Source organism: Alteraurantiacibacter buctensis (assembly GCF_009827655.1).
Lineage (GTDB): Bacteria > Pseudomonadota > Alphaproteobacteria > Sphingomonadales > Sphingomonadaceae > Alteraurantiacibacter > Alteraurantiacibacter buctensis.
On record NZ_WTYV01000002.1, the window covers coordinates 771333 to 789526 of the forward strand.

The window sequence follows — 18194 nt, forward strand, 5'->3', positions numbered from 1 at the left end:
ATGCGCGTGCTTGCCGGCACCATCCTGGCCTTTGCCTACAACCGCATAATCGGGCGCATCCCCTCGCGCACGCTGCGTCGCCTGTTCCTGGCCGCCTGGTTGCAGCGGTTGGGGCAGGGCAGCGGGGTGCAGCTCGATTGCCGCTTCCTCAACGGTCGCAAGATCTCGCTGGGCCAGCGCAACGTGATCAATTTCGGCACCCTGTTCGACGGGCGCGGACACGCGGTGACCGTGGGCGATGACGTCTCGATCGGGCCGCAAGCGACCATCCTGACGCTGGGCCACGATCCACAGTCGCCCCATTTCGCCGACAAGGGCGGCCCGGTGACCATCGGCAGCCGGGCGTGGATCGGCTATGGCGCGCTGGTGCTGCCGGGCGTGACCATCGGCGAAGGCGCGGTCGTCGCGGCGGGCGCAGTGGTGACGAAGGATGTTGCTCCCTATACGATTGTCGGCGGCAATCCGGCACGGCCAATCGGCGAGCGGCAGCGGGGGCTGGACTATCGCCTCGCCTACCAGCCCTGGCTGACCTGATCCGCCGTGGCTTCCTTCCGCGACAGGTGGACCGTGCTTGGCGAGCGGGTGCTGCTGGCCCGCCCGCCCTATGTAACCGTGACCCAGCAGCAGGTGCGAACCTCGGCTGGTGCCACGATCGACGATTTCTACCGCGTCGACCTGGCCAGCTTCGCGGTATGCGTGCCGCAATTGGCCGATGGCGGGATCATGACGCTGTGGCAGTACAAGCACGGGCCGCAGGCCTATGGCCTGTCGTTCCCCGCCGGATACCTTGAGCCGGGCGAGGAGCCACTGGCCGCCTGCCAGCGCGAACTGCTTGAGGAGACGGGGTTGGCGGGTGGCGACTGGAGCCACCTCGGCAGCTTTGTCGACAACGGCAACCAGCGCGGATCGCTGGGCCATTTCTACCTTGCCACGGGCTGCCACTTCGCCGGTGAGCCGGATCACGGCGACCTGGAGGAGATGGAGCTGCGGGTGATGCGCCCGAACGAGATCGATGCCGCGCTGGCGGCAGGGCAGATCCAGATTCTCCACCACGCCGCTGCCTGGTCGCTGGCGCGGGGGGCCCTGCTGGGCTAGGGCTGCGCAAGTGTTGAAAATCGCCGTCTATTTCCGGATGTTCAGCCCCTATATCCTCGCCCGTCTCAACGCGGCGGCAGGGGTGGCGCAGGTCGTCGGGATCGAGGGATCGCGCCGCAGTTCCACCTATGCCTGGGAGCCGCGCCTGGGTGAGGAAGCGTTCGAACGCGTTACCCTGTTCGAGGACCGGGCGGTGGAACAGGTGCCCAATCGCGAGGTGATGGCGGCGGTTGCGGCCGCGCTGGATCGTGCTCAGCCCGATGTGGTGGTACCCGGCGGGTGGAGCCATGTGGAGGCGCTGGCGATGATCCGCTGGGCGCGGGCGAACCGGCGGCGCGTGGTGATGATGTCGGAAAGCACAGCGCACGATTACGCCCGCTCCCCGTTTCGCGAGGCGATCAAGCGCCGGCTGGTGCAGTTGGCCGATGCCGCACTGGTGGGCGGCGCGCCGCAGCGGCGGTATATTTCCCAGCTTGGCCTGCCGGAAAGCCGCGTATTCCTGGGCTATAACGCGGTGGATAACGCCTGGTTCGAGCGCGGCGCGGCCGAGGCGCGGGCAAACCCGGCGCTGCGCGCGCAACTGGGCCTGCCGCCGGCCTATTTCCTTGCCTCCGGCCGCTTCATTCCCAAGAAGAACTTTGACCGGCTGGTCCGCGCCTATGCCTCCTATCGCGCCTCTGCGGGAGCGGGTGCGTGGGACCTGGTCCTGCTGGGCGATGGCGAGCTTCGCGCCGAACTGGAAGCGCTGGTGGCGCAACTGGGACTTGGCGCGCAGGTCCATTTCCCCGGCTTCCGCCAATATGACGAACTACCGCAGGTGCTCGCCTTTGCCGGAGCCTTCGTTCACGTCAGCCTGTCTGAGCAGTGGGGCCTGGTGGTCAACGAGGCGATGGCGGCGGGCCTGCCGGTGATCGTCTCGCGCCAGTGTGGCTGTGCCGAGGACCTGGTGGAGCACGGCGTCAACGGCTGGACCGTGGATGCCTGGTCCGAGGTCGAGATTGCCGCGCGCCTGGACGACGTGACGCGGGCTGACCGGGCAGCGATGGCAGCGGCGGGCCAGCAGATTGTTGCCCGCTACGGCCCGGCGCGATTTGCGCAAGGCATGGCGGCGGCCCTGGCGGCAGCGGGCGCGGTGGATCCGCGTGGCCTCTCCCTGGCAGACCGGTCGCTGATCGCCGCGCTGGCGCTGCGCGGTACCAGCGCGGGCTAGGGTCCGGTGCACATCGTCCACCTGCTCGATACGTCCTCCCGGCTGGGCGGCGGCATTCCCGAGGCGGTGAAGGGGCTGGCCAGAGCGCAGGCGGCGGCGGGGGCGCGGGTCAGCGTGCTGGCCGGTGCCGATGCCCGCAGCCTGGCCGACGCGTCGGACTGGGCACCGCTGGCTGTCGACAATGTCCCTTCTGCCGGTTTTGCCAATGGCCTTCACGGCGCGGCCCTGCGCGCCCGGCTTGATGAACTGCGGCCCGATCTGGTCCACCTCCACGGCCTGTGGGGACCGGCAGCGCGCGCCCTGGCAGGGTGGCGCGGCGGTGCGCCCCATGTCGTCTCGCCACACGGGATGCTGGATAGCTGGGCGCTGGCCCGCAGCGCGGCCAAGAAGCGCCTGTCCGCCGCCCTGTGGGAGGGGGGGCTGCTGCGCCGTGCCGCTTTCATCCATGCGCTGGCCGGGGCCGAGGAGCAGGCGGTGCGGGCCTATGGACTGGCCGGGCGGGTGGAAGTGGTGCCGAACGGCGTCACCTGCCGGCAGCAGATCGGCCCGCTGACTTCCGCAAGGCCACGCACCTTGCTGTTCATGGCGCGAATCCATCCGAAGAAGGGGCTGGCCGAACTGATCGCTGCCTGGGCCATGCTGCCGCCCGAACTTCGCCACGACTGGCACCTGCGGATCGCCGGCTGGGACGAGATCGGCATTCTCGATTCGCTGCGCCAGCAGGCCGCTGCGGCGGGGCTGGGCAATGGCGTGAGTTTTCCGGGCGGGCTGCACGGGGCAGACAAGGATGCGGCCCTGCACGGGGCCAGCGCCTTCATCCTGCCGAGTCATTCCGAGGGCCTGCCGATGGCCGTGCTGGAAGCCTGGGCCCATGGCCTGCCGGTAATCATGACCCAGGCTTGCAACCTGCCCGAGGGCTTTGCGGCGGGGGCGGCGGTGGAAGTGACCACCGATCCCGCGCAGATGGCCACAGTCCTGGCGCGGGTGCTGGCCGATGATTCCGCGCTGGCCGCCATGGGCGCCGCCGGCCGCAGGCTGGCGCTGGAGCGGTTCGCCTGGGACACGATTGCCGCGCGGATGCTGGCGCATTACCACAGCGTGGTGGAGGGCCGATGAGCCAGCAGATTGACACCGGGCGCGCGCCGTTGACCATGCAGGACCCGCCGGGCCTGGCCAACAAGATCGCAAGGGGCCTCTGGGGCCTCGTATGGCTGCTGCTTTACCGGCCCAGTCCGCGCCCCTTGCACGCCTGGCGACGCCTGTTGTTGCGGCTGTTCGGGGCGAAAGTGGGCAAGGGGGCGCTGGCCTATCCCTCGGCGGTTATCTGGGCTCCCTGGAACCTGTCGCTGGGCCCGGGTTCGACCCTGGGTGACGGGGTCGATTGCTACAACGTTGCCCATGTGCGGCTGGGGGCGGGGGCCGTGGCCAGCCAGCGGGCGTACCTGTGCACGGCCAGCCGCAACATCGATGCCCCCGGCAAGCCGCTGATGACTGCGCCGATCGTGCTGGCAGACCATTCCTGGGTGGCGGCCGAAGCCTATCTCGCGCCCGGTGTCACCGTGGGCGAGGGAGCCGTCGCGGCAGCCCGCGCCGTGGTGACGCGCAGCATCGCGCCCTGGAGTGTGGTGGCCGGCAACCCGGCGCGCGTGATCCGACGGCGCCAGGGCGCCGACTGATCATCGCCAGTTTTAGAAGAAATGGTCGGGGAAAGAGGATTCGAACCTCCGGCCCCTGCCTCCCGAAGACAGTGCTCTACCAGGCTGAGCTATTCCCCGACCGATCTTGCCTGCGAGAAACCCGCAGGCGAGGCAGACGCGGGCCAATAGCGGCCACTTGGGCCACTGGCAAGCGGGTATGCCAAGGAAATTGCGCTCCTCCTCGCATCGGCCATCCACAGCCTGCGGTTTGCCTCGCCAAGCCGCGCGGTGGTAGCTACTGGCCATGATGCAGGACTCGCCCCACGCCCGCCATTACGAATGGCAATACCTCGACCTGATGCGCCACGTGTGGGAGCACGGCGATCAGCGGATGGACCGCACGGGAGTGGGCACGCGCTCGGTCTTCGGGGTGCAGTTGCGCTTCAGCCTGGCCGAAGAGCAGGTGCCGCTGCTGACCACCAAGCGCGTGTTCTGGAAAGCCGCCGCGCGCGAGATGCTGTGGTTCCTGACCGGCGAGACCAACATCCGCCCCCTTTTGCAGGAAGGCGTGACGATCTGGAGTGACTGGCCGCTGGCGAAATTCCGCAAGGCCAGCGGCACCGACATCACGCAGGCCGAGTTCGAGGCGCGAATCGTCGCCGACGAGGCTTTTGCCGCACAATGGGGCGACCTCGGCCCGGTCTACGGCAAGCAGTGGGTCAACTGGGACACCTACGAATACGGGCCGGATGGCAAGTACACCAAGGGCAAGGGCATCAACCAGGTGGCGCAAGTGGTGGAAAGCCTGCGCAGCAACCCCGGCAGCCGCCGCCACATCATCGAAGGGTGGAACGTGGCCGAGCTGGACCGGATGGCCCTGCCGCCGTGCCACAAGACCTACCAGTTCCATGTGGCGGGCGAGGGTGCCAGGGCGCGGCTTAACTGCCTGCTCTACCAGCGTTCGTGCGATGTGGCGCTGGGCCTGCCGTTCAACCTGTTCGGGGCCGCGCTGCTGACGCGGATGATGGCGGCGCAGACCGGCCTGCAGCCGGGCGAACTGGTGTGGAGCGGGGGTGACGTGCACCTCTACCTTAACCACGCCGAACTGGTCGAAGAGCAGCTTGGCCGGACGCCTGAAGGCAGCCCGCGCCTGGCCCTGGTCCGTCAGCGGGATTCGATCTTCGGCTACCGGATCGATGATTTCCAGGTGTGCGACTATGCGCCGCAAGGGGTGATCCGCGCGCCCGTGGCAGTGTGATTTGCGGGTGGGGACAAGTTTTTCACCAGCCGCCGATCAGCCGGTTGACAGCCATTTTGATCGGCCCTAGAGGCGCGTCTCCCAAGCGGTGCAGTCGCAAGATACGCGGGTGTAGCTCAGTTGGTTAGAGTATCGGCCTGTCACGCCGAGGGTCGCGGGTTCAAGTCCCGTCACTCGCGCCACTTGGGACATTTCGGATCGTCCGCCCGGATTGACGGATGGTTGAAAGCCCCTGTGAAAGCAGGGGCTTTTCACATTTGGAGGCCACGAGTTCAGGCCTTCCAGCGTCCGGTTTCCATCCAGATCAGGAACGGGCGCAGCGGCAGCAGCCAGGCCACGCCCAGAATAAGGTAGACCACAGCCTGCACCGGTACTGGCCACTGGCCAATCCACTGGCTGGCCCAGGCCACCCCCAGGGCATAGAGTGCCAGCACCACGATCAGCGCGAGGATACCGAAGGGGATTCGCAGGGTGGGCTTCTGGCGCATCAGAACGGACCCAGCACGCGGGTGGGGGTGACGATGGCGGTCAGCGGCATGTCATGGTCCTCGATGGGTAGCTCGGCCACTTCCTGCATGTCCCAGGCCATGCCGATGGCGATGGTATCAGGGTGGGCGGCAAGCCAGCGATCGTAGAAGCCGCCGCCCTGGCCCAGCCGCTCGCCGCGCGCGGTGAAGGCGACCAGCGGCATGAACAGCACCTGCGGCACCACTTCGGGCAGGTCGCCCGATGGCTGCATCAGGCCCATCACTCCGGGCACCAGGTCGCTTTCCTCGTAGGGATCGGTGTGGGCGTGAAAGCGCATCGGCTGCGACAACCTGGTCACGCGGGGCAGAGCCAACGGATGACCCGCTTCGAAGAAGTATCGCGCATAGCCACCTGTCGGTGCCTCGCCCGGATCGGCGCGGTAGATGCCGATGGTCGCGCCTTCCGGCACCAGCGCGCGAACCGGGGCGGGGGGCTGGCGGAAGACCAGCGCGCTCACCTCGCGCGGGAGGGCGGCGGCATGGGCGCGGCGCTCATCCCGCAGGCGATCGCGCAGCGCTGCCTTGTCTTCGCTTACGGTTGTCATGCGCCGCCCTTGTTCACCGAAAATCGAGTGGCGGAACCACCATGGGTCGTTTGCCGGGAAATCCACTGACGCCTAACGTCAGGTGGGCACCGTATATCCCGAACCAGGGTTCAGGTAGGGACAGCTCCCATGGATTGCTTATAGCCTCAGGGATATTCGAAGGCTCGTGCCGGGCAGTCCCGCCGTGGCCTATTTAGGAAGCTGCCGCCGAAGCCTCAAGCTGCGATGCGAGCGATTCCAGCCGGTCGGCCAGTTTTTCCAGCGGCTCGGCTGCACCGGACTGCTGCGTCGGGGCCTGCTTGCCAGCCTCGTGCAGTTCGTCCGCCAGCAAAAGGGCGGCGTAAAGCAGCGAGCGCGCCTCGGACTGGCCGTGGACATTGGGGATCGTGCTGAGGCGATCATTGATCGTGGCGCCCAGTCCCGCGATGTGGCCTTCCTCGCCCGGTGCGCAGGCGATGGTGTAGCGCCGCCCGCCGATCTGCAGCGTGACATTGCTCATGCGGGAATCGTTTCGATCAGGCTGTCGAGCTCGGCCAGGGCGGCCCATGCCTCGCGCTTCAGCGCCTCGTGGCGGCGGGCAAGATCGGGATCGGCGGGGGCTGCGGGCGAAGGGGCGGGGCGGGCGGCGATCCGCTCGATCCGCGAAGTGGCTGCCTCGATCCGCGCCAGGGCCTGCTGGATACGATCCTGCTCCATCCGCGCTGCATAACCAAAACCGCCCCTTGCGGCAAAGCCTTGGACCGCGAACTTGTGAATAAGCCTGCTGGCGATGCGGCCCGCCGCGCGCGCGCTTGCCGCCCCCTGCGCTTGACGCAAGGGTGGCTGCCTCGCATGGAGCGCGCGAGCCGAATCGACAGCCGGTTATCCCGGGCGGAGAAAAATCCATGAGCCAAGACGCCAGCCGTTTCCTGCCGATGGCCAATGCCATCCGCGCCCTGACCATGGATGCGGTGCAGGCGGCCAACATTGGCCACCCCGGCATGCCCATGGGCATGGCCGACGTGGCGACCGTGCTCTATGCCGATTACCTGAAGTTCGATCCGGCCGACCCGCACTGGGCCGACCGTGACCGGTTCATCCTTTCCGCCGGCCACGGCTCGATGCTGATCTATGCCCTGCTGCACCTGACGGGCTATGCCAGCCCCACGCTGGATGACATCCGCAATTTCCGCCAGCTTGGCAGCGTGTGTGCCGGCCACCCGGAAAACTTCCTGATCGACGGTGTCGAATGCACCACCGGTCCGCTGGGCCAGGGCCTTGCGATGGGCGTGGGCTTTGCCCTGGCCGAGCGGCACCTGAACGCGCAGTTCGGCGATGACCTGGTCAACCACCGCACCTGGGTGATGGCGGGCGATGGCTGCCTGATGGAAGGCGTGAACCACGAGGCCATCGGCCTGGCCGGCCACCTTAAGCTCTCCAACCTGATCGTGCTGTGGGACGACAACAACGTCACCATCGATGGCAAGGTGGGCCTGTCCTCCAGCGAGGATATCCGCGCCCGCTATCGCGCCACCGGCTGGCATGTGGTCGATTGCGACGGACACGATGTGGCCAGCATCCGCGCGGCGATTGACGAGGCGCTGGCCAGCCCGCTGCCTTCGCTGGTGGCGTGCAAGACCATCATCGGCAAGGGCGCGCCCAACAAGCAGGGCACCAGCGGTGTCCACGGTTCGCCGCTGGGCGCGGATGAAATCGCCGCTGCCCGCGTTGAACTGGACTGGCCGCACGAGCCGTTTCTGATCTCCGAGGATATAATGGCCGATTGGCGCTCGCTCGGCGCGCGCGGCGCAGCGGCCCATGCCGAATGGTCCGCGCGGCTCGATGCCAGCGCCACCAAGGCGGGTTTCCTCGCCCGCTTCGCTTCGGTGGCCGACCAGGCCGGGCCGGCGGTACAGGCGCATATCCGCGACCTGGCGGCCAAACCGCAGAAGATCGCCAGCCGCGTTGCCTCGCAGAAGGCGCTGGAGCCGCTGACCGTGGCCCTGCCGCAACTGATCGGCGGTTCGGCCGACCTTACCGGATCGAACAACACCAAGACTGCAGCCACCCACGGCATCACCGCCGAAAACTATGGCGGGCGCTATGTCTATTACGGCATCCGCGAATTCGGCATGGCCGCGGCGATGAACGGCATGATGCTGCACGGCGGGATCGTGCCCTATGGCGGCACCTTCCTGATCTTCAGCGACTATGCCCGCAATGCCATCCGCCTGTCCGCGTTGCAGAAGGCGGGCGTGGTCTATGTGCTGACGCACGACAGCATCGGCCTTGGCGAAGACGGCCCCACCCACCAGCCGGTGGAGCAGGTGATGAGCCTGCGCCTCATCCCTAACCTCACCGTCTTCCGCCCGGCAGACGCGGTGGAGACGGCGGAGTGCTGGGCGCTGGCGCTGGCCACTCCGGCAACGCCCTCGGTCCTCGCGCTGTCGCGCCAGAACCTGCCGCAGGTGCGGGGCGAGGGGGACGCGGAGTGGACCCCGGCCGGCAACCGCAGCGCCAAGGGTGCCTATCGCCTCAAGGCCGCCATGGCTGCCCGCAAGGTGGTGCTGATGGCCACCGGCAGCGAGGTTTCGGTCGCGCTCGATACCGCCGCCGCGCTGGAGGCCCAGGGCATCGGCGCGGACGTGGTTTCGATGCCATGCCAGGAACTGTTCAACCGGCAGGATGCTGCCTACAAGGCAGACCTGCTGCCGGCCGATACGCTGAAGGTCTCGATCGAGGCGGGCGTTACCCACGGCTGGGAACGCTATACCGGGCTCGACGGCCTGACCATCGGGCTCGACCGGTTCGGCGCTTCGGCCCCGGCAGAGGTGCTGTTCCAGCACTTCGGTTTCAGCGCGGAGAAGATTGTTCCGCAAATCCTCGCCAAGCTTGGCAACTGATCAGGAGACAGGTTCCATGACGATCAAGGTATCGATCAACGGTTTCGGGCGCATCGGCCGCAACGTGGCGCGCGCCATCCTGGAGCGGACCGATCACGATCTGGAACTGGTCCACATCAATGACCTCGCCAGCCCCAAGGCCAACGCCATGCTGTTTGCCCGTGACAGCGTGCACGGCCCGTTCGGCGGCAAGGTGGACGTGGAAGGCGATGACCTGGTGATCAACGGAAAGCGCATCCGCGTGACGGCTGAGCGTGATCCCGCCAACCTGCCGCACGGCGAAATGGGCGTGGATATCGCCCTGGAATGCACCGGCTTCTTCACCGACCGTGCTTCGTGCGAAAAGCACCTGGCGGCGGGTGCCAAGCGCGTGCTGATCTCGGCTCCCGGCAAGAACGTGGACCTGACCGTGGTCTTCGGCGTCAACCATGACAAGCTGACCGCCGATCACACCATCGTGTCCAACGCTTCGTGCACCACCAACTGCCTGGCACCCTTCGCCCAGGTGCTGAACGATACGGTGGGCATCGAGCGCGGCCTGATGACCACGATCCACGCCTATACCAACGACCAGAAGATCCTCGACCAGATCCACTCCGACCCGCGCCGCGCCCGCGCTGCGGCGATGAGCATGATCCCCACCAGCACCGGCGCCGCCGCGGCGGTTGGCCTGGTGCTGCCCGAACTGAAGGGCAAGCTGGACGGCTCGTCGATCCGCGTGCCCACGCCCAACGTCTCGGTGGTGGACCTGACCTTCCAGCCCAAGCGCGACACCACGGTCGAGGAAGTCAACGGCATCCTGAAGGCCGCGGCAGAAGGCGCGCTGAAGGGCGTGCTGGGCTATACCGAGGAGCCGCTGGTATCGATCGATTTCAACCACGATCCGCACAGCTCCACCATCGACAGCCTCGAAACGGCGGTGATCGATGGCAAGCTGGTGCGCGTGCTGAGCTGGTATGACAACGAGTGGGGCTTCTCCAACCGCATGATCGATACCGCCGGCGTGATGGGCAAGCTGCTGTAAAGGTGGGCGGCAGGCTGGCAGGAATCGCCAGGCGCGACCGGCCCAAGGGCCCGATGCACACGGTCGATCACGGCCAGGTGTCTCTGGCCGAGGGCCTGCACGGCGATTTCCGCAGCGCGCTTGCCTCCGGTAAAGGCACCCGCAAGCGCCAGCTCTCGCTGATCGAAGGCAATAGCTGGCGCGCCGCACAAGCGGACAGTGGCTGCTTGGCCGACTGGTCCGAAGCCCGCCGCAACCTGCTGGTTGAAGGCCTGCGCCTACCGCGCGAACCGGGCGCGCAGATCGCCATCGGTTCCGCGCTTGTGCTGGAAGTAACCGGTGAATGCGATCCGTGCGAGCGGATGGATGCCCTGCACGAAGGGCTGCGCGCCGCGCTGACGCCGGACTGGCGCGGCGGGGTGCTGGCGCGCGTGATATCTGAAGGGCCGATCGCCCTTGATGATGAGGTAAGGATAGTCTGATGGCTGCTTTCAAGACGCTCGACGATCTGGGTGATGTGACCGGCAAGGTGGCGCTGGTGCGGGTGGACCTGAACCTGCCCATGGCTGACGGCGTGGCGACCGACCTGACTCGCGCGCGCGCCGTCGCCCCCACGATCCTGGAGCTGGCCGACAAGGGTTCCAAGGTGCTGCTGCTGGCCCACTTCGGCCGGCCCAAGGGCGCGCGCCATTCGCAGATGTCGCTCAGCATGGTGCAGGGCGCACTGGAGGGTGTGCTGGACCGCGAAGTGATGTTCATTCCCGAAGTTGCCGGCCCCGTGGCCGCCCAGGCGATCGACATCCTGCGCCCCGGCGACATCGGCATGCTGGAGAACACCCGCTTCTGGCCGGGCGAGGAAAAGAACGATCCGGAATTTGCCAGGGCCATTGCCGCCAACGGCGATTTCTATGTCAACGATGCCTTCTCTGCCGCCCATCGCGCGCACGCCACCACCGAAGGCCTGGCGCACTTGCTGCCGGCCTATGCCGGCCGCTCGATGGAGGCCGAGCTGAAGGCCCTTGATGCCGCGCTAGGTAAGCCTCAGACCCCCGTTGCCGCAGTTGTGGGCGGGGCCAAGGTGTCCACCAAGCTGGCCGTGCTGGAGAACCTTGTCGGCAAGGTGCAGCACCTGATCATCGGCGGCGGCATGGCCAACACCTTCCTGGCAGCGCGCGGCGTGGACGTGGGCAAGAGCCTGTGCGAGCATGACCTGACCGCCAAGGCCGAGGCCATCATGGATGCCGCCGATGCCTCAGGCTGCACCGTCCATCTGCCGTATGACGTTGTGGTGGCAAAGGAATTTGCCGCCAATCCGGCCAGCTTGCGCACCTGCAATGTGCATGAGGTCGCTGCCGACGAGATGATCCTCGACGTCGGCCCGCAGGCGGTGGAAGCGCTGGGCGATGTGCTCAAGACCTGCCGCACGCTGGTGTGGAATGGCCCGATGGGTGCGTTCGAGACCCCGCCGTTCGATGCTGCTACCGTGGCCCTTGCGAAGACCGCCGCTGCCCTGACCAAGGAAGGTTCACTGGTCTCGGTTGCCGGTGGTGGCGATACCGTGGCCGCGCTGGCACACGCCGGGGTGACCGATGACGTCACCTATATCTCCACGGCGGGCGGGGCTTTCCTCGAATGGATGGAAGGGCGTGAACTGCCCGGCGTGGCGGCGCTCTCCGCCTAGTCCAGCGGCCTGTCCGGCGAACTGCCCTCGTAGGCGAAGCGATAGTCCTTCGGGTCAGTTTCCGCTGTGCCCGCCATCCGGCCCGGTTCGGCGGAAACGAGGTTGAGGACATAGCCGTGGGTGCCTGCCGGCTCGCCCAGTTGCATCGGCAGCGTTTCGCGCCAGCCGCGTCCGTCTACGCGCGTTTCCACGATGATCTGGCCGGCCCACACGCAGCGGGCGTTGATCGGGCAGCGCGAATCCTCGGTCACGCGGAGGGGAGTCAGCACGATGTCGGCCACCTGCACCGGCTGGCCAAGGGCAACCGTGCTGCCTTCAGGCGCGGCGGGGCCCGCAAGCGGGGTGGTGGCACAGGCTGCCAGCAGGGGCAGGGCGGCAAGGGAGAGAAATAAGGTTTTCATGGCCGGCTATACGCAGCACGGCGGGTTTCGCTCCGCTGAACGGACGGTTCCCTTTGTGCGCAGGGGGTTCTAAGGGCGTGGGCCATGTCTGAATCCGGCTGCCAGCTTTATCTGATTTCCCCGCTCGATGTGGGCGGGGACTTTCCCCAGCGGCTTGCCCGCGCGATCGATGCGGGAGACGGCCTTGTTGCCGCCTTCCAGTTTCGCGTGAAGGGGCTGGACCAGCACGAGTCGGCGCGCCTTGCCGCCCCGCTGCAGGCCATCTGCGCCGAGCGGGATGTGGCTTTCATCGTCAACGATTCCATCGCGCTCGCCAAACGGCTCAAGGCCGATGGCGTGCACCTGGGGCAGGATGATGGTGACGTGAAAGAGGCGCGCGAGGAACTGGGCCGCGAGGCGCAGATTGGCGTCACCTGCCATGCCAGCCGCCACCTGGCGATGGAAGCGGGCGAGGCGGGGGCCGACTACGTGGCGTTCGGCGCTTTCTTCCCCAGCGGCACGAAGCAGACCGAGCATCATGCCGAGCCCGACCTGCTGGAATTCTGGGCCGGCCTGTTCGAGATTCCCTGCGTCGCCATCGGCGGCATCACGCCGGAGAACTGCGCCCCGCTGGTTGCGGCGGGAGCCGATTTCCTGGCCGTGTCGGGGGCCGTGTGGAACGGGGACGAGGCGGCTGCGGTGCGCGCCTTTACCCCAGTGCTGAAGGCCTGACAGGCCTGTCGCTACCCTTTGCGGCAACCGATCGCGCGCTTGCGCGTTGGGCAGCCAAAGGGAGGCTGTCGCCATGCGTTCGTTTCAGGTTTTCGTTGGGGTTGCGGCCCTGTCCCTGCTTGCAGGTTGCGGCCTCAATGGCACCGACCGCAACCGCAATGACCATTCGGAAGGGGCCCCAGAGGATGCGGGGCTCGCCGACTCCATGCGCTCGGATGATGATGTCGCCCAGACCTTACCGGACAGCCAGCCGCGCCCGGTGATGCAGTTGCAGGTCGTGCTCGATCGCCTTGGTTTCACCCCCGGTGTTGTCGATGGCAAGGAAGGCTTCTCCACCACCAACGCCATCAGCGCCTTCCAGGAATCGCGCGGCCTGGCAGCCAGTGGTGAGCTGGACGAAGAAACACGCCGCCTGTTGCAGCAGTGGGAAACAATCCCCGCCACCCGCGTGGTGACAATTCCCGAGAACTGGGGCAGCCTGACCTTCCAGCCCGTGCCCGAAGGCGCGGCAGAGCAGGCGCAGATGGACAGCCTGGGCTATGAAAGCCTGGACGAGAAACTGGCCGAACGTTTCCACACTACGGTTGAGGTGCTGCGCGAGCTCAATCCCGGCGGTCGGCCGGCGGGGGCCGACAACCGGGCGGCAACGCCCGCTCCCAGGCCGTCCGCCTCTGCCAGTGCCGCGACGCCCGCACCGCTGTTCCGTGCCGGACAGCAGATTCGCGTTCCCAACATCGGGGCCGATGCGATGCCCCCGGGCTCGGTCGAGAATCGCGAGTGGCAACGCACCCTCGCCTCGCTGGGCGTGGGTTCGCGCCAACCGGCTGCCGCACGCATCGTGGTCGACGAAAGCGAGAAGATGCTGCGGGCCTACGATGCGGACGACAGGCTGGTCGCCGCTTTCACCGTATCGTCGGGATCAGCGAACGATCCCTTGCCCATCGGTGAGTGGGGCATCAACGGCGTCGCCTACAACCCGCCATTCACCTACCAGCCGGACCTGTTCTGGGACGTGCCCGACAGCGAGGAGGAGCAGCAGCTTCCACCCGGTCCGAATGGCCCCGTGGGCGTGGTTTGGATCGACCTCACCAAGGAGCACTACGGCATCCATGGCACACCCGAGCCGCAGACAATCGGCCGCGCGCAAAGCCATGGCTGCGTGCGCCTGACCAACTGGGACGCCGCGCGTCTGGCAGGCATGGTTTCGGGCTCCACCAAAGTGGTGTTCCAGCGGTGAGGGGGCTGGCGACCTTGCGGGTGGTGGAACTCGTCGGCGGCACCGCGCTGGTCACCTCGGTGTTCTGGCTGCTGATGGGCGCACTGGTGTGGCCATATGCAACCGCCAGCGGCAACATCGCCTTGCCAGACAGGGTCATGGCCGAACGCGCGGGTGAAGCTGCCCCCACGCAGACTGCCACGGTCCGTCCGGCATCGCCAGGCCTGACCGCACGGTCGCTGATTGTTCCGGTCGCGGGAATCGGCCCGGAGGCGCTAGCCGATACCTTCACCCAAGCGCGGGGCGAGGGGCGGCTGCATGATGCGATAGACATCACGGCGCGCGAGGGAACCCCGGTGGTGGCCGCGGCCGCCGGCAGGGTCGAGAAGCTCTACCGCTCTGACGCTGGCGGCAACACGATCTATGTTCGCTCGCCCGATGGGCGGGTGATGTTCTACTATGCCCATCTCAAGGACTATGCCCCCGGCCTTGCGGAAGGTCAGGTCGTGGCACCGGGCGACGCGCTGGGCTCGGTAGGCTGGACTGGCAATGCCGACCAGTCCGCCCCCCACCTGCATCTCGCCATGCAGGAAATCGCCCCCGATGCCCGCTGGTGGGAAGGCGGGGCGCCGCTCAACCCCTATCCGCTGCTGGTTGCCGGAACCTATTGATCAGCGGCCGCGCCAGTAACAGCGCAGGCGCCCTGGCTGGCCATTGTCGATCCGGCGCAGCAGCGTTTCGGAAATCACTTCGTATTGCGAGCCGTTGCGCGGGCCGCTGGACATGATTACCCGGTCGCCCCGCCGCAGGTAGGTGCCGTTGCCCTGCGGAGAACGATAGCGCGACGCGCCGGCAATCTCGAAGCTCTCCTCAGGCTGGGCCAGAGCTACCACGCCCGCCGTTTCCCCCGGCAGTTCGCACGCATAGTGACCACGCTCGATCGTGCCGATGGGGCCAGCTGCCACCACGGGGACCGCTGCGGACAGGGCAAGCAGGGCGGAAAGGGCAAGCGCGCGGATCATCAGCGCGCCATAGCATTGCTGGCTTGCAAGGCCATGAATGATTGCACAGGCGCCGCCCCACTTGCTCCGGCGGCTCCTAACGGCTAGGGCGCGCGCAATCCCACATTTGCGATTTTGCGAAGGCCCGTGTCCATGAAGATCAGCGGCGTTGATATCCGTCCCGGCAACATCCTCGAATACGAAGGCGGCATCTGGAAGGTCGCCAAGATCCAGCACACCCAGCCCGGCAAGGGCGGGGCCTACATGCAGGTCGAGATGAAGAACCTGATCGACGGGCGCAAGACCAACGTCCGCTTCCGCAGCGCCGATACGGTCGAGAAGGTGCGGCTGGACACCAAGGACTACCAGTTCCTCTATGAGGATGGCGACCAGCTGGTGTTCATGGACCAGGATACCTACGAGCAGATCAACCTGCCTAGCGACCTCCTGGGCGATGCCAAGGCCTTCCTGCAGGATGGCATGCAGGTGATGCTGGAACTGTGGGACGAACGGCCGATCTCGGTTGAACTGCCCAGCCAGGTGGAGGCCACCATCGTTGAGGCCGATGCCGTGGTAAAAGGCCAGACCGCCAGCTCCAGCTACAAGCCTGCCATGCTCGACAACGGCGTGCGCATCATGGTCCCGCCGCACATCGAAAGCGGCACCCGCATCGTGGTGGACGTGTACGAGCAGGCCTACGTCGGCAAGGCCGGCTGATCCGGCATGGCAGTTCTTTCCGGCCTGATCCGCGTAATGGAAAAGGCTGCCCGCAAGGCGGGTGGCCGGCTGCGGCGTGACTTCGGCGAAGTGGAGCACCTGCAGGTCAGCCGCAAGGGCCCGTCGGACTTCGTGTCCAAGGCGGACCAGGCGGCGGAACGAACCATCTATGACGAGCTGCGCACCGCGCGGCCCGATTGGGGCTTTGTGCTGGAAGAGGGCGGCCTGATCGAGGGCGATCCCACCAAGCCGCGCTGGATCATCGATCCGCTCGACGGCACCAGCAACTTCCTGCACGGCATCCCGCACTTCGCCATCTCCATCGCGGTGCAGGAGCCGGCGCTGGACGGCAAGGGCCCGGACGGGTCGGGCTGGGGCGAGGTGACTGCGGGCGTGGTCTACCAGCCCATTACCGACCAGACCTTCTGGGCTGAGAAGACGCGCGGGGCCTGGCTGCACGATGCGCGCTTGCGAGTTTCCGGACGGCGGCACCTGTCCGAGGCGCTGATCGCCACCGGCATGCCTTACCAGGCCCATGGTGACTTTGCCGAATGGCAAAAGATCTATGCCGCGCTGGGCCCTCAGGTGGCTGGCGTGCGCCGCTTCGGGGCGGCTTCGCTGGATCTGGCCTGGGTTGCCGCTGGCCGTTTCGACGGGTTCTGGGAAAGCGACCTGGCCCCGTGGGACACTGCCGCTGGTTGCCTGCTGGTGCGCGAGGCGGGCGGCTTCGTATCGGACTATCGCGGCCGCAGCCTGCCGATCTGTGACAAGCAGGTGATCGCGGGCAACGATCCGCTGCATTCACGCCTGCACAAGATCATCGCCACCGCCCTCAAGTAAGGCGATAAATCGCCATCGACAGGCGAACACCGGCCCGCTAAGCGGCGGGTCCAGCCCAGTGCCCCTGTGGCGGAATTGGTAGACGCGCTCGACTCAAAATCGAGTTTCTCTGAAGTGCCGGTTCGAGTCCGGCCAGGGGTACCACCGCATTTTTCATCGCATTGCAAACACACGATTAATCTTGTGTTTCGTTGTTCAACCTAGGGCCTTGGGCTGCAAGGTTGGACAACGCGCGCTCGGCCCGAGCGGAAGCGTGACCGGCAGTCCGACTTCTATGCGCAGAACGAGCGCAAGTGGATCTTCGACACGCCAGCCTATTGCTTGGCCCATTGGAAAACCACCAACTGGGCATCGGTGCCCGAGGTTGCGATCGCGGTGGACAAACCCACGTTCGAGCAGATTTTTGACGAAATCGGGCTGAAGGTGTGCGGCTATCACTCGGGCCAGTGGAAGGACCACCCGGGGTTCTTCTTCCAGGACGTGGTGGTGTTCGAAAAGCCGGCTGGCTAGTCCCGGCCACTCAGGTGCTGCCGCTGCGGCGGCGAGAGCCGGTTTCCAGCAATTGCTGAATCTGCTGGCGGGTTGCGGGATCCTGCACCCCGCCGGCACGCAACTGGCGCAGCAGCTCTTCCAGTTCCTCGTCAGTCAGGCTGTCGAGGTATTCGCGGGTGAAGCCCGCGTTCTCAGATCCTGACCGGGCTGCGGTTGTGGCACCGATCTCGCCAATAACGTCGCTGCCCGCTGCCCGGCGGAAGTTGGACTGGTCGTATTCCTGGTAGATCTCGTAGCCGTTGCCGGATTCGATCTTGCCGCCGGTATCCATGTTTGCCTCGCCATAGGCTGGCGTAGGCGTGGATGCCGGGCGCGGGTCTGGCCGTCCGCTCTGGGTACTTTCCGGAGTGGGGCGAGACCCGCTTTCCTGTGGCGAGCCGCTGGCAAACAGCGCCAGCAGCGCGGTCAACGCGAAGGTCGTGACCGCGAAATGCTTGTACATCTTGACCGGAATGGCCGGTTTGCTGAGCTGTGCCATGGTCAGCGCTCTAGCAGTGACAGATTAATCGCCTTGCGCCGCAAGATGGTTAATCCCGCATTACCCTCAAACCCTTGGCATGCCACCGGAACTGAACCTCCATCCCGCCATTGTCTGAACCATACGGGGCAAGGAGAATGACGATGGAAACCGAACATATCGTAGAGACCCGCGCAGATGGCACATCCGACCGCACCACGATCGTGCGCGAAAGCGGTGACAGCAAGGGCAGTTCCTCGTGGGTCGTGCTGCTGGTGATCCTGGTGCTGGCGGCGGTAGCATTCTTCGCGTTCTCTCAGATGAGCGATGCCGAGGTGGCAAAAGATAATGCCGTGGCCGATGCCGCCAATGCGGTGGACAATGCCGCCGACAATGTGGGTGCTGCGGCCAACCAGGTTGGCAATGCCGTGGAAGAGGGCGTTGATTCGCTGGCTGAGTAA

General features: G+C 66.5%; 24 protein-coding genes, 3 tRNA genes and 1 other RNA gene. 19 read left to right on the plus strand and 9 right to left on the minus strand.

The genetic code is table 11. From position 1 onward, the window contains the following. From GRI99_RS18855 to GRI99_RS08255, 5 genes are read left to right on the plus strand one after another with little or no spacing between them, the layout of a single operon-like run. Entirely contained in the window at positions 1–534 is a 534-nt protein-coding gene (locus tag GRI99_RS18855; RefSeq protein WP_160771531.1) for an acyltransferase, read from the plus strand. A gap of 6 nt (positions 535–540) precedes the next feature. Next, positions 541–1095, plus strand: a complete 555-nt coding sequence (locus GRI99_RS08240; protein ID WP_160771532.1) for an NUDIX domain-containing protein — start codon at positions 541–543, stop codon at positions 1093–1095. Positions 1096–1105: 10 nt separating this feature from the next. Continuing rightward, positions 1106–2305 carry a glycosyltransferase gene (locus GRI99_RS08245; protein ID WP_160771533.1) on the plus strand — a complete coding sequence of 400 codons (1200 nt, stop codon included), beginning with the start codon at positions 1106–1108 and terminating at the stop codon, positions 2303–2305. 6 nt (positions 2306–2311) lie between these two features. Then, entirely contained in the window at positions 2312–3421 is a 1110-nt protein-coding gene (locus GRI99_RS08250) for a glycosyltransferase (RefSeq protein WP_160771534.1), read from the plus strand. Continuing rightward, a complete protein-coding gene (locus tag GRI99_RS08255; protein WP_202392981.1) occupies positions 3418–3981 on the plus strand; it encodes an LbetaH domain-containing protein in 564 nt (187 codons plus the stop codon). The genes GRI99_RS08250 and GRI99_RS08255 overlap by 4 nt, the downstream gene beginning before the upstream one ends. 22 nt (positions 3982–4003) lie before the next feature. Here the strand turns inward: GRI99_RS08255 and GRI99_RS08260 are convergent. Beyond that, positions 4004–4080, minus strand: a tRNA-Pro gene (locus GRI99_RS08260). A 166-nt stretch (positions 4081–4246) separates the two neighbouring features. On the opposite strand from GRI99_RS08260, the gene thyA reads away from it, so the two are divergent. Further along, positions 4247–5200, plus strand: a complete 954-nt coding sequence (gene thyA / locus GRI99_RS08265; protein ID WP_439098428.1) for a thymidylate synthase — start codon at positions 4247–4249, stop codon at positions 5198–5200. 105 nt (positions 5201–5305) lie between these two features. Beyond that, a tRNA-Asp gene (locus tag GRI99_RS08270) sits at positions 5306–5382 on the plus strand. A 90-nt stretch (positions 5383–5472) separates the two neighbouring features. Here the strand turns inward: GRI99_RS08270 and GRI99_RS08275 are convergent. The 5 genes from GRI99_RS08275 to GRI99_RS08290 all read right to left on the minus strand — a co-directional run bounded on the left by GRI99_RS08275 (position 5473) and on the right by GRI99_RS08290 (position 6968). Then, complete coding sequence (locus GRI99_RS08275; RefSeq protein WP_160771535.1) at positions 5473–5688, minus strand: DUF2842 domain-containing protein; 216 nt, start codon at positions 5686–5688, stop codon at positions 5473–5475. Beyond that, positions 5688–6272, minus strand: coding sequence for a 5-formyltetrahydrofolate cyclo-ligase (locus GRI99_RS08280; protein WP_160771536.1), 585 nt, complete (start codon positions 6270–6272; stop codon positions 5688–5690). Before GRI99_RS08280 ends, GRI99_RS08275 begins: the two co-directional genes overlap by 1 nt. A gap of 29 nt (positions 6273–6301) precedes the next feature. Beyond that, a non-coding RNA gene (gene ssrS, locus GRI99_RS19060) (6S RNA) lies at positions 6302–6455 on the minus strand. Between the two features lie 10 nt (positions 6456–6465). Beyond that, positions 6466–6771, minus strand: coding sequence for a cell division protein ZapA (gene zapA / locus GRI99_RS08285; protein ID WP_160771537.1), 306 nt, complete (start codon positions 6769–6771; stop codon positions 6466–6468). Continuing rightward, a complete protein-coding gene (locus GRI99_RS08290) occupies positions 6768–6968 on the minus strand; it encodes a hypothetical protein (RefSeq protein ID WP_160771538.1) in 201 nt (66 codons plus the stop codon). The genes zapA and GRI99_RS08290 overlap by 4 nt, the downstream gene beginning before the upstream one ends. Before the next feature lie 188 nt (positions 6969–7156). Here GRI99_RS08290 and tkt point away from each other — a divergent pair, with 188 nt between their 5' ends. The 4 genes from tkt to GRI99_RS08310 are packed head-to-tail and all read left to right on the plus strand — an operon-like array spanning position 7157 to position 11838. Further along, the gene (gene tkt, locus GRI99_RS08295) at positions 7157–9154 is read left to right on the plus strand and encodes a transketolase (RefSeq protein WP_160771539.1); all 1998 of its coding nucleotides are present in this window, start codon (positions 7157–7159) and stop codon (positions 9152–9154) included. 16 nt (positions 9155–9170) lie between these two features. Beyond that, positions 9171–10178: a type I glyceraldehyde-3-phosphate dehydrogenase gene (gene gap, locus GRI99_RS08300; RefSeq protein WP_160771540.1), complete on the plus strand. Its 1008-nt coding sequence runs from the start codon at positions 9171–9173 to the stop codon at positions 10176–10178. 53 nt (positions 10179–10231) lie between these two features. After that, positions 10232–10639: an MOSC domain-containing protein gene (locus tag GRI99_RS08305; protein WP_202392982.1), complete on the plus strand. Its 408-nt coding sequence runs from the start codon at positions 10232–10234 to the stop codon at positions 10637–10639. Continuing rightward, entirely contained in the window at positions 10639–11838 is a 1200-nt protein-coding gene (locus tag GRI99_RS08310) for a phosphoglycerate kinase (RefSeq protein WP_160771542.1), read from the plus strand. The genes GRI99_RS08305 and GRI99_RS08310 overlap by 1 nt, the downstream gene beginning before the upstream one ends. Here GRI99_RS08310 and GRI99_RS08315 read toward each other — a convergent pair. After that, positions 11835–12239, minus strand: a complete 405-nt coding sequence (locus GRI99_RS08315; RefSeq protein ID WP_160771543.1) for a hypothetical protein — start codon at positions 12237–12239, stop codon at positions 11835–11837. The genes GRI99_RS08310 and GRI99_RS08315 overlap by 4 nt on opposite strands. An 84-nt stretch (positions 12240–12323) precedes the next feature. Between GRI99_RS08315 and thiE the strand changes: the two genes are divergently transcribed. From thiE to GRI99_RS08330, 3 genes are all read left to right on the plus strand, one after another. Continuing rightward, entirely contained in the window at positions 12324–12950 is a 627-nt protein-coding gene (gene thiE / locus GRI99_RS08320; protein WP_160771544.1) for a thiamine phosphate synthase, read from the plus strand. A 73-nt stretch (positions 12951–13023) separates the two neighbouring features. After that, positions 13024–14187, plus strand: a complete 1164-nt coding sequence (locus tag GRI99_RS08325; RefSeq protein ID WP_160771545.1) for a L,D-transpeptidase family protein — start codon at positions 13024–13026, stop codon at positions 14185–14187. After that, the gene (locus tag GRI99_RS08330) at positions 14184–14837 is read left to right on the plus strand and encodes a M23 family metallopeptidase (RefSeq protein ID WP_337192890.1); all 654 of its coding nucleotides are present in this window, start codon (positions 14184–14186) and stop codon (positions 14835–14837) included. The genes GRI99_RS08325 and GRI99_RS08330 overlap by 4 nt, the downstream gene beginning before the upstream one ends. On the opposite strand, the gene GRI99_RS08335 is transcribed toward GRI99_RS08330, so the two are convergent. Next, positions 14838–15188, minus strand: coding sequence for a hypothetical protein (locus GRI99_RS08335; protein ID WP_160771546.1), 351 nt, complete (start codon positions 15186–15188; stop codon positions 14838–14840). A gap of 132 nt (positions 15189–15320) precedes the next feature. On the opposite strand from GRI99_RS08335, the gene efp reads away from it, so the two are divergent. From efp to GRI99_RS08355, 4 genes are all read left to right on the plus strand, one after another. Continuing rightward, entirely contained in the window at positions 15321–15884 is a 564-nt protein-coding gene (gene efp, locus GRI99_RS08340) for an elongation factor P (protein ID WP_160771695.1), read from the plus strand. Positions 15885–15890: 6 nt separating this feature from the next. Continuing rightward, positions 15891–16724 carry an inositol monophosphatase family protein gene (locus GRI99_RS08345; protein ID WP_160771547.1) on the plus strand — a complete coding sequence of 278 codons (834 nt, stop codon included), beginning with the start codon at positions 15891–15893 and terminating at the stop codon, positions 16722–16724. A 60-nt stretch (positions 16725–16784) separates the two neighbouring features. Further along, a tRNA-Leu gene (locus GRI99_RS08350) sits at positions 16785–16868 on the plus strand. Between the two features lie 210 nt (positions 16869–17078). Continuing rightward, positions 17079–17234, plus strand: a complete 156-nt coding sequence (locus GRI99_RS08355; RefSeq protein WP_160771548.1) for a hypothetical protein — start codon at positions 17079–17081, stop codon at positions 17232–17234. A 10-nt stretch (positions 17235–17244) separates the two neighbouring features. Here GRI99_RS08355 and GRI99_RS08360 read toward each other — a convergent pair whose 3' ends face one another. Then, positions 17245–17754, minus strand: a complete 510-nt coding sequence (locus GRI99_RS08360) for a hypothetical protein (RefSeq protein ID WP_160771549.1) — start codon at positions 17752–17754, stop codon at positions 17245–17247. A 143-nt stretch (positions 17755–17897) separates the two neighbouring features. Here GRI99_RS08360 and GRI99_RS08365 point away from each other — a divergent pair, with 143 nt between their 5' ends. Next, complete coding sequence (locus GRI99_RS08365) at positions 17898–18194, plus strand: hypothetical protein (protein ID WP_160771550.1); 297 nt, start codon at positions 17898–17900, stop codon at positions 18192–18194.

Bases quoted from the DNA above. Each gene is read 5' to 3' on its own strand.
- GRI99_RS18855 (WP_160771531.1), top strand. From the start codon at position 1: ATGCGCGTGCTTGCCGGCACCATCCTGGCCTTTGCCTACAACCGCATA.
- GRI99_RS08255 (WP_202392981.1), top strand. From the start codon at position 3,418: ATGAGCCAGCAGATTGACACCGGGCGCGCGCCGTTGACCATGCAGGAC.
- thyA (WP_439098428.1), top strand. From the start codon at position 4,247: ATGATGCAGGACTCGCCCCACGCCCGCCATTACGAATGGCAATACCTC.
- GRI99_RS08275 (WP_160771535.1), bottom strand. From the start codon at position 5,688: ATGCGCCAGAAGCCCACCCTGCGAATCCCCTTCGGTATCCTCGCGCTG.
- GRI99_RS08280 (WP_160771536.1), bottom strand. From the start codon at position 6,272: ATGACAACCGTAAGCGAAGACAAGGCAGCGCTGCGCGATCGCCTGCGG.
- zapA (WP_160771537.1), bottom strand. From the start codon at position 6,771: ATGAGCAATGTCACGCTGCAGATCGGCGGGCGGCGCTACACCATCGCC.
- GRI99_RS08290 (WP_160771538.1), bottom strand. From the start codon at position 6,968: ATGGAGCAGGATCGTATCCAGCAGGCCCTGGCGCGGATCGAGGCAGCC.
- tkt (WP_160771539.1), top strand. From the start codon at position 7,157: ATGAGCCAAGACGCCAGCCGTTTCCTGCCGATGGCCAATGCCATCCGC.
- gap (WP_160771540.1), top strand. From the start codon at position 9,171: ATGACGATCAAGGTATCGATCAACGGTTTCGGGCGCATCGGCCGCAAC.
- GRI99_RS08305 (WP_202392982.1), top strand. From the start codon at position 10,232: ATGCACACGGTCGATCACGGCCAGGTGTCTCTGGCCGAGGGCCTGCAC.
- GRI99_RS08310 (WP_160771542.1), top strand. From the start codon at position 10,639: ATGGCTGCTTTCAAGACGCTCGACGATCTGGGTGATGTGACCGGCAAG.
- GRI99_RS08315 (WP_160771543.1), bottom strand. From the start codon at position 12,239: ATGAAAACCTTATTTCTCTCCCTTGCCGCCCTGCCCCTGCTGGCAGCC.
- thiE (WP_160771544.1), top strand. From the start codon at position 12,324: ATGTCTGAATCCGGCTGCCAGCTTTATCTGATTTCCCCGCTCGATGTG.
- GRI99_RS08325 (WP_160771545.1), top strand. From the start codon at position 13,024: ATGCGTTCGTTTCAGGTTTTCGTTGGGGTTGCGGCCCTGTCCCTGCTT.
- GRI99_RS08335 (WP_160771546.1), bottom strand. From the start codon at position 15,188: ATGATCCGCGCGCTTGCCCTTTCCGCCCTGCTTGCCCTGTCCGCAGCG.
- efp (WP_160771695.1), top strand. From the start codon at position 15,321: ATGAAGATCAGCGGCGTTGATATCCGTCCCGGCAACATCCTCGAATAC.
- GRI99_RS08345 (WP_160771547.1), top strand. From the start codon at position 15,891: ATGGCAGTTCTTTCCGGCCTGATCCGCGTAATGGAAAAGGCTGCCCGC.
- GRI99_RS08360 (WP_160771549.1), bottom strand. From the start codon at position 17,754: ATGGCACAGCTCAGCAAACCGGCCATTCCGGTCAAGATGTACAAGCAT.
- GRI99_RS08365 (WP_160771550.1), top strand. From the start codon at position 17,898: ATGGAAACCGAACATATCGTAGAGACCCGCGCAGATGGCACATCCGAC.